Annotated in this window: 10 protein-coding genes and 1 pseudogene; 9 read left to right on the forward strand and 2 right to left on the reverse strand. The window is 37.5% G+C overall.

Features of this window, described 5'->3' with window-relative positions:
- The 8 genes and pseudogenes from PHO71_RS15325 to PHO71_RS15360 all read left to right on the forward strand — a co-directional run.
- Positions 1-901, forward strand: a pseudogene (locus PHO71_RS15325) (penicillin-binding protein 1C); the annotation flags it as partial.
- 25 nt (positions 902-926) lie between these two features.
- A complete protein-coding gene (locus PHO71_RS15330) occupies positions 927-2,102 on the forward strand; it encodes an MFS transporter (protein WP_300204987.1) in 1,176 nt (391 codons plus the stop codon).
- Positions 2,103-2,152: 50 nt separating this feature from the next.
- The gene (locus PHO71_RS15335) at positions 2,153-2,587 is read left to right on the forward strand and encodes a hypothetical protein (RefSeq protein ID WP_300204989.1); all 435 of its coding nucleotides are present in this window, start codon (positions 2,153-2,155) and stop codon (positions 2,585-2,587) included.
- A 12-nt stretch (positions 2,588-2,599) separates the two neighbouring features.
- Entirely contained in the window at positions 2,600-3,472 is an 873-nt protein-coding gene (locus PHO71_RS15340) for a VIT1/CCC1 transporter family protein (protein WP_300205104.1), read from the forward strand.
- A gap of 70 nt (positions 3,473-3,542) precedes the next feature.
- The gene (locus PHO71_RS15345; protein ID WP_300204991.1) at positions 3,543-4,970 is read left to right on the forward strand and encodes a Na+/H+ antiporter NhaC family protein; all 1,428 of its coding nucleotides are present in this window, start codon (positions 3,543-3,545) and stop codon (positions 4,968-4,970) included.
- 66 nt (positions 4,971-5,036) lie between these two features.
- Complete coding sequence (locus PHO71_RS15350; RefSeq protein ID WP_300204993.1) at positions 5,037-5,624, forward strand: DUF4251 domain-containing protein; 588 nt, start codon at positions 5,037-5,039, stop codon at positions 5,622-5,624.
- 88 nt (positions 5,625-5,712) lie between these two features.
- A complete protein-coding gene (locus PHO71_RS15355) occupies positions 5,713-6,369 on the forward strand; it encodes a response regulator transcription factor (RefSeq protein ID WP_300205106.1) in 657 nt (218 codons plus the stop codon).
- Positions 6,370-7,570: 1,201 nt separating this feature from the next.
- Entirely contained in the window at positions 7,571-9,049 is a 1,479-nt protein-coding gene (locus PHO71_RS15360) for an MAC/perforin domain-containing protein (protein WP_300204995.1), read from the forward strand.
- Positions 9,050-9,868: 819 nt separating this feature from the next.
- On the opposite strand, the gene mnmA is transcribed toward PHO71_RS15360, so the two are convergent.
- Together mnmA and PHO71_RS15370 are read right to left on the reverse strand one after the other, a co-directional pair.
- Positions 9,869-10,948, reverse strand: a complete 1,080-nt coding sequence (gene mnmA, locus PHO71_RS15365) for a tRNA 2-thiouridine(34) synthase MnmA (protein WP_300204997.1) — start codon at positions 10,946-10,948, stop codon at positions 9,869-9,871.
- A gap of 95 nt (positions 10,949-11,043) precedes the next feature.
- Complete coding sequence (locus tag PHO71_RS15370; protein ID WP_300204999.1) at positions 11,044-12,330, reverse strand: O-acetylhomoserine aminocarboxypropyltransferase/cysteine synthase family protein; 1,287 nt, start codon at positions 12,328-12,330, stop codon at positions 11,044-11,046.
- 159 nt (positions 12,331-12,489) lie between these two features.
- On the opposite strand from PHO71_RS15370, the gene PHO71_RS15375 reads away from it, so the two are divergent.
- A complete protein-coding gene (locus tag PHO71_RS15375; protein WP_300205000.1) occupies positions 12,490-13,902 on the forward strand; it encodes a S41 family peptidase in 1,413 nt (470 codons plus the stop codon).

Genomic DNA, 13,902 nt, shown 5'->3' on the forward strand with positions numbered 1-13,902 from the left:
AGAGAATCTTTCCACCTCCGGGAAAGAAGAACAAGAAGAATCGGCCGGTGCTGTCTGGCAAACCCTATCCGCATTAACAGAAGTAAATCGTCCGGAAGAAATTGATTGGAAATCAATCCTTTCTATGCAGACCATTGCCTGGAAAACCGGAACCAGCTACGGATTCAGGGATGCGTGGGCAGTAGGTGTTACTCCCCGTTATGCAGTCGGCGTATGGGTTGGCAATGCAACCGGAGAAGGCAAGCCCGGACTGGTAGGTGCACAAACTGCGGGTCCCGTCTTATTTGATATATTCAACTTCCTCCCCTCTTCGCCGTGGTTCGAACGCCCTACCGGAATCTTTGTTGAAGCAGAGGTATGCAAGCAATCCGGTCATCTGAAAGGAAGGTTCTGTGATGAAACAGATACTCTCTTGATTCTCCCCGCCGGACTACGGACGGAAGCTTGTCCGTATCACCGCCAAATTACTCTGTCGGCAGACGAAAGTCATCGTGTATATGAAAACTGTACTAATACGGAACTTACTTTTCAGAAATCATGGTTTACCCTTCCTCCTGTTTGGGAGTGGTATTACAAACAACACCATCCGGAATATAAGCCATTACCTCCCTTCAAAGCCGGTTGTGGAGAAGATGCTTTCCAAACGATGCAGTTTATTTATCCTTCTATGAATGCACGAATCAAACTTCCTAAGCAATTAGACGGTAGCAAAGGATTTATGACTGTAGAATTAGCACATAGCAGTTCCAATGAAACTATCTTCTGGCATCTCGACAATGCCTATCTGACTCAAACACAAGACTTTCACAAGATTTCAATCCAACCGACTCCGGGCAAACACACACTAACCGCGGTAGATAGTGAGGGGAATACAGTTTCCACAGCTTTCTTCATTGAGTGACTAATAGATTTACTATCTTTGCAAGATGAAACAGTTATTAAAAGAAAACGGAGGATTGCCGGCATCTATCTTGTGGACACTTGCCATTGTTGCAGGCATATCAGTAGCCAATCTCTATTATAACCAACCTTTACTAAATATGATACGTCAGGAATTAGGCGTATCGGAATTTCAGACTAACCTGATTGCAATGGTAACACAAATAGGTTATGCAGTGGGACTTTTATTTATCATTCCTCTCGCTGATTTATACCAACGCAAGAAGATTATTCTTACTAATTTTGCAATTCTTATTCTATCACTATTATCCATTGCCTTAGGAAACAATATTCACCTGATCCTCATAGCTTCCTTCTTTACAGGCATCTGTTCAGTGATACCCCAGATATTCATACCGATTGCTTCCCAATTTTCCAAACCGGAGAATAAAGGCAGAAACGTAGGAATAGTTGTTTCAGGACTTTTAACCGGGATTCTTGCCTCGCGTGTTATCAGTGGATTTATAGGTGAACTGTTTGGTTGGCGGGAAATGTATCACATAGCCGCCGGCATGATGCTTGTATGTGCAATCATTGTATTAAAAATTCTTCCGGACATTCAGCCTAATTTCAAAGGAAAGTATAGCGATCTGATGAAATCTCTGCTCTCCTTACTCAAAGAATTCCCCCAACTACGTATTTATTCTATACGTGCCGCGCTTAACTTCGGTTCTTTTCTCGCTATGTGGTCCTGCCTGGCCTTCAAAATGGGAAGAGCACCTTTTTTTGCCAATAGTGATGTTATCGGGTTATTAGGTCTTTGTGGAATTGCAGGTGCCTTAACAGCCTCTTTCGTCGGAAAATATGTCAAACGAGTAGGTGTACGCCGATTCAATCTTATAGGTTGTGGACTGATCCTATTTTCCTGGTTATTATTCTTTGTCGGAGAAAACAGTTATATAGGCATTATAACAGGAATTATTGTTATTGATATAGGTATGCAATGCATCCAGCTCAGTAACCAAACAAGTATTTTCGAGCTTAACCCTCGCGCTTCCAATCGTATAAATACAATTTTTATGACTACGTACTTTATCGGAGGTGCAACGGGAACATTTTTAGCAGGAACATTTTGGCAGTTCTATGGCTGGCACGGTGTTATTGGTGTCGGAGCTTGCCTTACTTGTACCTCACTACTAATTACGATTTTATCAAAAAAGTGACGCAACAAAACAGACGATAAAACCGTTTAATAAAAAAATAAAAGTAAGCTATGAAATACGGAGTAAATAGACAGTTCTTACTTATCACAGCAGGCATCGTTTGGGTGATAGCCGGTGCTAATATTTTGCGAATAGGCATTTTCACCTGGACACACAGTTCGCAGGATTGGATGTTCAAAATAGGTGAAGCAACAATTGTTTTCTTATTATTCTTCGTATTAATCTTTAAAAGACTCTATTATAAACATACCCGTCGGATAGAAGGAAAGAAAGAAGACAAAAACTGTCCTTTTTCTTTTTTCGATGTAAAAAGCTGGATAATTATGGTATTCATGATTTCATTAGGGATTACCATCCGTAGTTTTCATTTATTGCCTGATAGTTTCATATCTGTCTTTTATACCGGATTATCCATAGCATTGATCTTGACAGGAATACTCTTCATACGCTATTGGTGGCTAAAACGTAAAATATTACAAAACTAAATAATAATGGAAATGAATGTATCCAAACAAGACATTGAAAAGTTTATCCGTTTTCAACGAAATGAAATCACAGAAAGCATTGTATATGAACGACTGGCTTCCATCGAAAAAGATGAAAATAATCGCAAAGTACTGCACCAAATAGCAACTGAAGAAAAATCACATTATGCAATCCTAAAGAAATATACAGGACAAGATATTACTCCCGACCGTAAGCGCATTGCCCGATTTTATTTTCTGGCACATATATTTGGCATTACATTCACCATTAAGTTAATGGAATCGAGCGAACAGAATGCTCATCATAATTACGAAAAATACACAAACTTCCCGGACTTGCAACGTCTTGCCCGTGACGAAGAAGTACACGAGCAGAGATTAATCGAACTAATTAATGAAGAACGGCTCGAATATATGGGTTCTGTCGTATTAGGTCTGAATGACGCATTGGTTGAATTTACGGGTGCGTTAGCCGGATTCACATTAGCATTAAGTGATCACAGATTAATTGCACTGACGGGTAGCATCACAGGCATTGCCGCTGCTTTATCCATGGCGTCATCCGAATATCTTTCCACTAAATCCGAAGGAGATATAAAAAAACGACCGGTAAAAGCAGCAGTATATACGGGCATTGCTTATTTGATAACTGTAGCAGCTTTAGTTGCACCTTTTATACTTATCAGCAATGTTATTTTGGCATTAGGGGTGATGCTCACAATGGCACTTATCATCATTGCATTGTTTAATTACTATTATTCAGTGGCACGTGGTGAAAGCTTCCGAAAGCGTTTCACCGAAATGGCAGTGCTAAGTTTTAGTGTTGCGGGTGTCAGTTTCCTGATTGGCTATGCTTTAAAGACTTTTACCGGCATAGAAGCTTAACCTACAATTTACCTTACTTGCATTCTATAATTTAAAGACTATTTCAAATATAAGACGATATAAAATTAGAATGAATAAAATTCCTTCCCCGCTTGTTTCATTGTTACCAATCATCGTTCTGGTAATATTGTTGTTTGCCACCATCCACACATTCGGCAGTGATGCCTTAAATGGTGGAAGTCAAATATCGCTGCTAACCACTACAGCTGTTTGTGTACTCATTGGTATGTCTATTTACAAAATTCCCTGGAAAGATTATGAACTAGCCATTACAAACAACATTGCCGGAGTTGGAACAGCTATCATTATTCTACTAATTATTGGAGCTTTGAGCGGAATCTGGATGATCAGCGGAGTGGTGCCTACATTAATCTATTACGGTATGCAAATCATACATCCCAGCTTCTTTCTGGCTTCTACCTGTGTCATCTGTATTCTTATATCAGTTATGACCGGAAGTTCGTGGACTACGATTGCCACTATCGGTATTGCATTAATGGGGATTGGAAAAGCCCAAGGGTTTGAAGAGGGATGGATAGCCGGAGCAATTATCTCCGGTGCTTATTTTGGTGATAAAGTTTCTCCTTTATCAGAGACCACCATATTAGCCGCATCCGTCACCGACACACCCCTTTTCCGTCATATCCGGTATATGATGATCACAACGGTTCCTTCCATCACCATCACTTTAATTATATTCACGGTAGCAGGTTTCTCTCACGATGCAGGCAACTCCCAACACGTCGCAGAAGTAGCAGCCGCACTGAAAGAAAAGTTTCTGATTACTCCTTGGTTGCTCATTGTTCCGGTGGTAACGGGGATTTTAATTGCCCGTAAGGTTCCTTCCATCATCACTTTGTTCTTATCAACCTTACTAGCAGGTATTTTTGCTCTGATTCTCCAACCCGATTTATTGCAAGAGATTGCAGGAACTACCGCATCCAATTTTGAATCCTTATTCAAAGGATTGATGATGACCATCTACGGAAAAACAAGTTTGCAAACAGACAATGTCATCTTGTCTGATTTAATTGCTACACGCGGTATGTCCGGAATGATGAATACCGTTTGGTTGATTTTGTGTGCCATGTGTTTTGGTGGAGCAATGACAGCCAGTGGAATGTTAGGGAGCATCACTTCGCTTTTCGTCCGGTTCATGAAAAAAACCGTCGGCGTAGTAGGTGCAACTGTTTGCTCCGGTCTTTTCCTGAATATGGCAACTGCCGACCAATACATCAGTATTATTCTCACAGGAAACTTATTCCGCAATATATATTATAAAAAAGGATACGAAAGCTGTTTGTTAAGTCGGACTACCGAAGATTCAGTAACTGTGACATCCGTATTGATTCCCTGGAACAGTTGTGGGATGACGCAAGCCACTATTTTGAGTGTCCCTACAATCGTGTATCTTCCATATTGTTTTTTCAACATTATCAGCCCGTTAATGAGTATTGCTATCGCTGCAATCGGATATAAAATTGCACGACGTTCGTGAACAATCTGACATACACTTTGTTTTGCAATAAACGGACAACGTATTAAACCTAAACAAAAAAAAGTTATGAAAAAGTTTATTGCATTATTAGCATTAGTATTAGTTAGTGCAAGCACAATGATGTATGCACAAAGTGACGCAGCCGCACGCCGCGCAGAAAGAAAAGCTCAAAGAGACGCTGAAAGAGCAAAACTCCGCGCTGAAGAACAAGTACAGGATATGGCTTCTTATCAAGAGGCTATACAGGCTTTAAAAAACAAACAATTCGTTATGGAAGCCAATCAGGTTGTTTTCAGAAATGGTATGACTGCTTTTGTTACTCCAAACACCAACTTTGTGTTGATGAATGGTACGAAAGCTACTGTACAAACAGCTTTCAACACTTCTTATCCTGGCCCTAACGGTATTGGTGGTGTAACAGTAGACGGTAACGCAGCAGATATGAAGATGAATGTTGATAGTAAAGGAAATGTATTCTGTTCATTCAATGTTCAAGGCATCGGCATCTCAGCTCAAGTATTCATTAACATGAGTAGTGGCAGCAACAATGCTTCCGTTACAATCAGCCCTAACTTCAATAGTAATAATCTGACATTGAACGGAAACATTATTCCTTTGAACCAATCCAATATCTTCAAAGGACGCTCTTGGTAATCCGAGTATAAGAATCTTAAAATAACTCCGCTGCAAATCACGCAAAATGCGTACATTTGTAGCGGAGTTTTTAATTTACTTGATTCCTATGAGAGAATTTATCATTGCAGACAACCAAGATATCAGTAAGGCGGGAATGATGTTCCTGTTAAGCAAACAAAAGGATGTATTCACCCTTTTAGAAGCTGACAATAAAGTTGAGCTGATTCAGCAATTACGGTTGCATCCGCAAGCAGTGGTTATTCTGGACTATACTCTATTCGATTTTGCCGGAGCAGATGAATTAATTGTTTTACAGGAACGCTTCAAAGAAACTGACTGGATTCTATTTTCGGATGAGTTAAGCATAAACTTTCTGCGCCAAGTGCTATTCAGCAGCATGGCTTTCGGAGTCATAATGAAGGATAACTCTAAAGAAGAGATCATGACCGCCATCCAGTGTGCTACGCGTAAACAGCGGTATATCTGCAATCATGTCAGCAACCTGCTGCTGTCGGGCAATAGCTTCCCTGCTACAAACTCTGTGGAAGATCATCTGCTGACGCAAACAGAAAAGAATATTCTGAAAGAAATAGCACTGGGGAAAACGACTAAAGAAATTGCAGCAGAAAAGAATCTTAGTTTCCATACAATCAATAGTCATCGAAAAAACATCTTTCGGAAGTTAGGCGTGAATAATGTACACGAAGCTACCAAATATGCAATGCGGGCAGGCATCGTAGACTTAGCAGAGTATTATATTTAGTACTGAAGGAGCAGCTTCTTTTCCATGCTCTTGGATGACACAGACTGATAATCCCTTTGAAAAATAATAGAATGTAATGATGCACAAGTATTTATAATGTATTTAACTTGGGTTCTAGACAACTTTAAAATGGAATAAAAACTATATCTTTGGTTCAAACTCAACACTAATGGGAACATTTTGGGTTAAGAAAGTGTATGCCGTAAGGCCTCCGACTAAGTTTAAAACAAAGCTTACAAATAGTCTATAACGTGACTACTCAAACTAACATATATTTTTCAGTCATAATTGTTCATTTTGATAATCGCACTTTTTCTGAATATAATTCTTTTATTATGAGTTACATATCATTCTTTTATATTTTTCAATTACCGTAACCAAATGTATCTCATTAAAAAAAGTTTATTGAACAAAATCTCAGAGATGTATCCTTTATGGACCCAAACATTCCCCATTACTTCTTTTAATCAATTACAGGATGCTAAAGGTTCTTGATTTAATCATCCACATTTCCAGGAATGATGATAAAAGAATAAAGGAAAAGACAGCAATTGGGCTGCTTTTATTTGATGTGATGTTATCATAATACAATGTTTTTATTTTCATTTAATAAAAAACTATATTGATCGTTTGCTCTCCACTGTACACATATCTATTTTTTGAACCATAGAAAAACGGATATGGCAAAACGACTAAGGTAATAAGAGTAGGAGAATATCACAACTACGTTCTTCTACATTTAGAATCTATCTTCACAGTGCTCCACTATTTTGTATCGTTCAATAAATCCATTTTGAAAAACCTTGATAGAAGTATTATGCATTTTTATCCAGTTATCTTTATCTAATATTTCTTACTCTTTGCCTGTAAATTTCAAGTTTATAGAAGCAGACATAGAGAAAGTATAATTTACTAAAATATGATTAAAAGTCAGTTCTGATTCATTTTCATCTCTTTCTTCTGAATATACCAAATACTGCAAAATGAATATTACACGCATTCTTGGTCCTATATCTTTGAAATCCTTTAGATCTTCATTTAACAATTTGAGAATTTGAAAAATATGTGGAATCATTTAAGAAATAATCTAGTTAATTTTATAATAGAAAAAATATAAATATTAATATATTTATGTACATTCTTTTTTTAATAAAAAAAAATATTTATATTTGCAATATTGTTAAACTTTAAAACTATTATTATGAAGAAAATTTATTTCCTATTAATTGTTATTGCTATTTTTCAGGCATGTACTTCAGATATAGACGAGGTTATACCGCCTGATGTTGGTACAAATAGAACCACCATCAGGCAAGCAGCAGATGGTAAGTATGACTTACTTGGTTTTAGTTATGATATCACTGGCGATTATTTACATGTAGATAATGCAAAAAAAATGGTTGTAGATGTCAAATCTTTTATTGAAGACATAAATAATAAAGATCGTTTTTACAACCCAGCAACAATAATTGCAAATGAAGAATTCTACGCAGGTGCAAACATCGAAGAATTTCTACAAGAAATAAAAGATAAAAGAATAACGGAAGGATCTAGTAGTTTTAAAATAGGACCACTATCATTATCTGGCAGTGCTAAAGTAACAAAAGAAAAAAATGAGCGATATTCATATTCAAACAAATACTCATTTGCTCGTGTGGATATCATAAAAAGGATAAAGAGACTTTATTTAGATATTGTGGACCCTAATGATCTAAAGCCTTATTTGTCACCTGCATTTATTAATAATTTAAATACAATGACACCTAAACAGTTTGTCGAAGAATATGGAACACACGTATTACTCGACATATCTATTGGTGGTCGTTTACAGTTTAATTATAGATCTGTAATAACAGAAACTGACGACAACACTGAAAAGAAAAAAATAGTAGAAGCAGGGGCAAAAACTAGTATAGGAGTCTTTGGTGCTAACGGAAGTAGTTCACATGAAACAACAGAAATCAAAAATCTAAATAAGAGAAATTCGAACTGGGATATTCAAATTAGTTATCATGGAGGAACTAATAGTGGACTTAATTATTCGTTAAATTCAAATGAAGGACTAACAAGTATACAATTTAACAAGACTCAATGGGAAGAATCAGTAAATGATAAAAATGCAGCATTAGTGGATATTAATTGGAATAAAACATTTCCTATATACGAGTTTATATCAGATGCTACTAAAAAACAACAAATAAAAAAAGCAGTTGAAAATTATTTAGAAGGTAAAAAACTTCAAACAATGAATCTTGTTCCGATGTATGCATTATTTGATATAAATGTCCATGATTGCCTTTACACAACAAGCTTGAAAGAATATCTTAATTATTCGACTAACAATGTATTAAAACACGGCGTTTGGTTTTATGTACATAAAAATCAAGAACCAAATACTATTCCAATCTATAGAGTTTATGATGTTAATGGACACGACCATATATATATAGTTAAAGGTGGAGAAGCTGAACTTAATCAATACTTACCATGGACACAATATGAAGGAATTGAGGGATATGTATATAGTCCTTATCAAACTCCACCTGCTGGTACAATACCTGTTCATGGCTTTTTTCACGAACAAACTCTAAACTGTATCCTTATAACAGATGAAAAAGAGATACCTAACTATTCCGGGTGTAAATACAACGGTATTTTATTTTATGCATATCCGAAGTAGATAAAAATAAAAAAAGAAGAATTCTCATTGAATCTTTTTATTCTTGTGGAAGTAATAATGAAAAGAAGTTTTGAAACGCATTGAAGGAAATAAGAGAAATGATTTATCAAACATCTCTTAGACTCAGTTAAAATTCTTATTAGACACATAGCCCCGCATTTGACATAAACTGCGGGGCTTTTATTTTACCGACTTCTCCACTTATATACCATTCGCATTATATACCATTCGCACTATTATTGTCAAAATAAACAAAATAAACAAAACAACCAGACCAAACACCCACCCGCCTAGTTCCATCTTAATAGACTACCAACCCGATAAAACATTTTCAACTGAATACGGAATATTAACACTATTATTCCAACTTACATATAGTATCAGTAAGCCTCTTGTATTTATATAAATACTATGTTATTTATAAATTGAATTATAATGTATCTTATTGAGGTAATACTATCGCGTTTCACACTCTCCAGGGAAACAAATTGATTCTAGCAAGATATGAGCCATACTTTCAACATCAGAAATATAATTCACGTTATTTATCAGTAACTACTACAACCAAATCAGAGAACAAGTATTAGTTCTCTTCCAATCTATTAATAGAAAACTTATTCAACTCCTTTAATAAACTTGTTCTGCTTTAATAGAAAACTTGTTTTTCCTTAAAACAAATCTATAAACGCAAGTTTTGATTGTATAAACGCAAGTTGCATTTATACAATTGCAACTTGCGTTTATAGTTTATATCAAACAGACAGAAAGTTTACTGTTAATAGAAAGAAAGTTTTGTATTAATGTAATGGAATTTATCTATTAATACTTTATTTCTCCACTACCAATACAAATCTTCGACTTTGCATCATAAATAACTCCGAATTGCCCCGGAGCGATACCTTGTATCTTTTCAGCAGACAAAACATGGAAGCCCCCATTATCCTCTTGCGTCAGTTTTCCCTGAGTAAACTCAGGAGTATGCCGAATCTTAAAAGTAATATCAATTTCCTGTGCCTCCGAAGTCCAGGGATTTTCAGTAATAAAATGAAAGTCATTCATTCGGAATTCATTTCCGTATTGCGTTTCAACTCCATATCCACGGGAAACGTAAATCACATTTTCCTGAATATCTTTCTTTATCACAAACCAGGGACCACCACTAAGTCCCAGACCTTTGCGCTGCCCGATGGTATGAAACCAATAGCCGTGATGCGTGCCTAGCTTCTTGCCGGTTTCCAGCTCAATAATCGCTCCCTCCTTTTCTCCCAGGAAACGACGGACAAAATCATTATAATCAATCTTTCCCAGAAAGCAAATACCCTGACTATCTTTTCTTTTAGCACTGGGCAGTCCTGCTTTTTGAGCAATGTCACGTACCTCTTGCTTCATCAGTCCACCAATAGGAAACATGAGTTTGGAGACCTGCAAATAATCTATTTGTGCCAGAAAATCAGTTTGATCTTTTACAAGATCTTTGGCCGTTCCAAGCCAGGTTTTTCCATCGCGCAACACTGTTGTGGCATAATGTCCGGTAGCCGTAAAGTCAAAATCTTTCCCTACCCGCTGTTCAAAGCATCCGAATTTTATAAGCTTGTTACACATAACATCGGGATTAGGCGTCAATCCCTTCCGAATCTTATCAATTGCATAAGCTGCAACATTCTCCCAATATTCACGGTGCAAATCAACGACTTCTAAAGACAGACCATATTTACGGGCAGTTGCAGTTGCCAATTCAATATCTTCCTCTGCCGAGCAATCCATATACTCCGCCCCGTCCATACCAATCTTGATATAGAAAAGTTGAGGTTTAAATCCTTGTTCGCAAAGAAGGTGTACGACAACAGAGCTGTCTACACCTCCTGAAAATAATGCAGCTATACTTTTATTATGTTCCATTCCGGTTCCCTTTTTAATCTTGGTGTTATAACATTCATCAACAGGATTTTGATTAAGAACTTCTTGGATATAATTCTATTCATTGCATCATAGGATTAAATTTTCGCTAAAGCTTGATCTAAATCTGCGATAATATCATCTATATGCTCCGTACCAATGGACAGGCGAATCGTACTTTGCTTGATTCCTTGTTCTGCAAGTTCCGCCTCGTTCAACTGAGAATGAGTAGTCGTTGCCGGATGAATTACCAATGATTTCACATCAGCCACATTTGCCAGCAAAGAGAATATTTCAAGACTATCAATCACTTTATGGGCTTCTTCTTTTCCTCCCTTTATTTCGAAAGTAAAAATAGAACCGCCACCGTTAGGAAAATATTTCTGATACAAAGTATGATCAGGATGTTCCGCTAATGACGGGTGATTAACAACTGCCACTTTCGGATGATTCTTCAAAAAGTTTACTACTTTGAGAGCATTGAATACATGACGTTCCACGCGCAAAGACAAAGTCTCCAACCCCTGCAAAAGGATAAAAGCATTGAAAGGGCTGATAGCTGCACCTGTATCACGAAGGAGAACGGCACGAATACGGATAGCATAAGCCGCCGGACCTGCCGCATCCACAAAACGCACTCCGTGATAACTCGGATCGGGTTCGGTTAATTGTGGGAATTTACCTGAAGCTATCCAATCAAAGTTTCCGGAATCAACAATTACACCTCCCAATGAAGTTCCATGACCACCGATAAACTTAGTTGCAGAATGAACCACAATGTCAGCACCATACTCAATAGGGCGAATCAAAAAAGGAGTACCGAATGTATTATCAATAATCAAAGGGATTTTATGACGATGAGCTATATCAGCCACAGCTTTGATGTCAATCAAGTTACAGTTTGGATTACCAAATGTTTCAATAAAAACGGCTTTGGTATTCTCCTGAATTGCCTGTTCAAAGTTTTGCAGATCCGTAGGATCGACAAATGTAGTCGTCACTCCGTAAGTAGGCAATGTGTGTGCCAACAAATTGTATGTACCACCATATATCGTCTTAGCGGCAACAATATGATCTCCGGCACGGGTAATGTTTTCAAAAGCATAAGTAATGGCCGCCGCGCCGGAAGCTACAGCCAATGCTGCCACTCCACCTTCAAGAGCCGCCACACGCTTTTCAAATACATCCTGAGTCGAATTAGTCAGACGTCCATAAATGTTCCCCGGGTCCTGCAAGCCGAAACGTGCAGCAGCGTGTGCCGAATCATGAAATACATACGAAGTTGTCTGATAAATGGGGACGGCACGCGCATCGGTTGCGGGATCGGGATTTTCTTGTCCTACATGAAGTTGTAGTGTTTCAAAATGCAATTTCTTGGGTTCCATCTGTTTAAATATTTAGAGTTAATACCTATTGTAAACTTTGATGTTGCAAAGATAAAGGATGATTCGCTAACAGCCTATCACATATTGAAGGCATTTTTATACCATAAATGTGGTAGATAAGCAAAGTATTTCCTACATTTGCGCACTGAAAAGCTTTTTATGATGACGAATTTAAGAAAGATATTCCTCATACCTGCCCTGATTATCACTTTTATCAGTGGTTTTGTCTCTTGTGGTGTAGACCGCTGGCCGGAATATGCACATCAAACTGCACTTGATTCCTGGATGTACAACATCATGCAACAGAACTATCTGTGGTATCAGAGTATGCCTTCCTATAATAACGTAAATCTGTTTTTAGACCCAGCATCATTCCTGTCCAAAGTAAAAACAAATTACGACAGTTACTCATTCGTAGATTCCATCATGGAAACTCCGCTACCAACTTATGGATTTGATTATTCACTTGTTCGTAGTCAGGATATTGATACTGCTTACAATGCACTAATCACTTATGTGATTCCCGGCTCACCTGCAGAAAAAGCCGGATTGCAACGTGGTAACTGGATTATGAAAGTAGATACTTCTTATATTAGTAAGAAATACGAAGTTCAATTATTACAGGGTACGCGTGCAAGAGACTTGGTCATGGGAGTGTGGAAAGAGGTTATTCCTGAAGTAGAAGAAGGGGAGGAACAACCGGACCCCATATATAAGGTAGTACCTAATGATATTACTCTAAAAATGGGAGCTGCCCAAATAGTAGAAGATAATCCTTTTCATAAATCTGAGATACTTGATTTAAGTACGGGAAAAGTAGGTTATCTGATGTATAACAGTTTCACAGCGGGAACTAAGGATGATTCGGAAAAATACAACAATGAACTACGTAAATGGTCAGCCGAACTTGCTCAACAGAATATAAATAAAGTTATTCTTGACCTTCGCTACAATGCGGGAGGAACCTTAGATTGTGTACAACTATTAAGTACGATGTTTGTTCCGTCTTATTATCTGGACCAGAATATGACATTTCTAGAGTATAACGATAAGAATATTGATAAGGATGCAACTTTAACTTTCGATCAGCAACTTCTCAAGAGTGGAAAAAATCTTGATCTGAATACTCTAATTGTCTTAATCAGTGGAGAAACAGCAGGTGCACCGGAAATGCTGATGAACAATTTGAATGGCAAAATACAAAAAGTAATTGCTATTGGTGCTTCTACAAAAGGACAGAATGTAGCTACGGAGAAATTTATCAATGAAGAGTTTTTATGGGCTATCAATCCTGTTGTATGTACCGTTTATAATTCGGACCATGTAACCTACGGAAAGTTTGAACCGAATTATTCTGTCAGTTCTTCAACAGATTATTCTACTTTCTTACCCTTTGGTGATCCAAAAGAAACCTTATTAAGCATAGCTATCGGCGTTTTAGAAGGCACTTATCCACCGGTAGAACCGGAGAATCCGGAAGAAGGAACGACTTCCGGCAAAAGCATTAAAATAGAAAAAAGCGTAAGTAGCCCTGCCAGCAGACTGTTTATGAGAGGATTACAATTAAAGTAA

Origin of the sequence: Bacteroides sp. (genome assembly GCF_028690125.1) — a bacterium.
Classification (GTDB): domain Bacteria; phylum Bacteroidota; class Bacteroidia; order Bacteroidales; family Bacteroidaceae; genus Bacteroides.

Coding starts and splice junctions, on each gene's coding strand:
- PHO71_RS15370 (WP_300204999.1), bottom strand. CDS start 12,330: ATGGAACCCAAGAAATTGCATTTTGAAACACTACAACTTCATGTAGGA.
- PHO71_RS15345 (WP_300204991.1), top strand. CDS start 3,543: ATGAATAAAATTCCTTCCCCGCTTGTTTCATTGTTACCAATCATCGTT.
- mnmA (WP_300204997.1), bottom strand. CDS start 10,948: ATGGAACATAATAAAAGTATAGCTGCATTATTTTCAGGAGGTGTAGAC.
- PHO71_RS15360 (WP_300204995.1), top strand. CDS start 7,571: ATGAAGAAAATTTATTTCCTATTAATTGTTATTGCTATTTTTCAGGCA.
- PHO71_RS15350 (WP_300204993.1), top strand. CDS start 5,037: ATGAAAAAGTTTATTGCATTATTAGCATTAGTATTAGTTAGTGCAAGC.
- PHO71_RS15375 (WP_300205000.1), top strand. CDS start 12,490: ATGATGACGAATTTAAGAAAGATATTCCTCATACCTGCCCTGATTATC.
- PHO71_RS15355 (WP_300205106.1), top strand. CDS start 5,713: ATGAGAGAATTTATCATTGCAGACAACCAAGATATCAGTAAGGCGGGA.
- PHO71_RS15335 (WP_300204989.1), top strand. CDS start 2,153: ATGAAATACGGAGTAAATAGACAGTTCTTACTTATCACAGCAGGCATC.
- PHO71_RS15340 (WP_300205104.1), top strand. CDS start 2,600: ATGAATGTATCCAAACAAGACATTGAAAAGTTTATCCGTTTTCAACGA.
- PHO71_RS15330 (WP_300204987.1), top strand. CDS start 927: ATGAAACAGTTATTAAAAGAAAACGGAGGATTGCCGGCATCTATCTTG.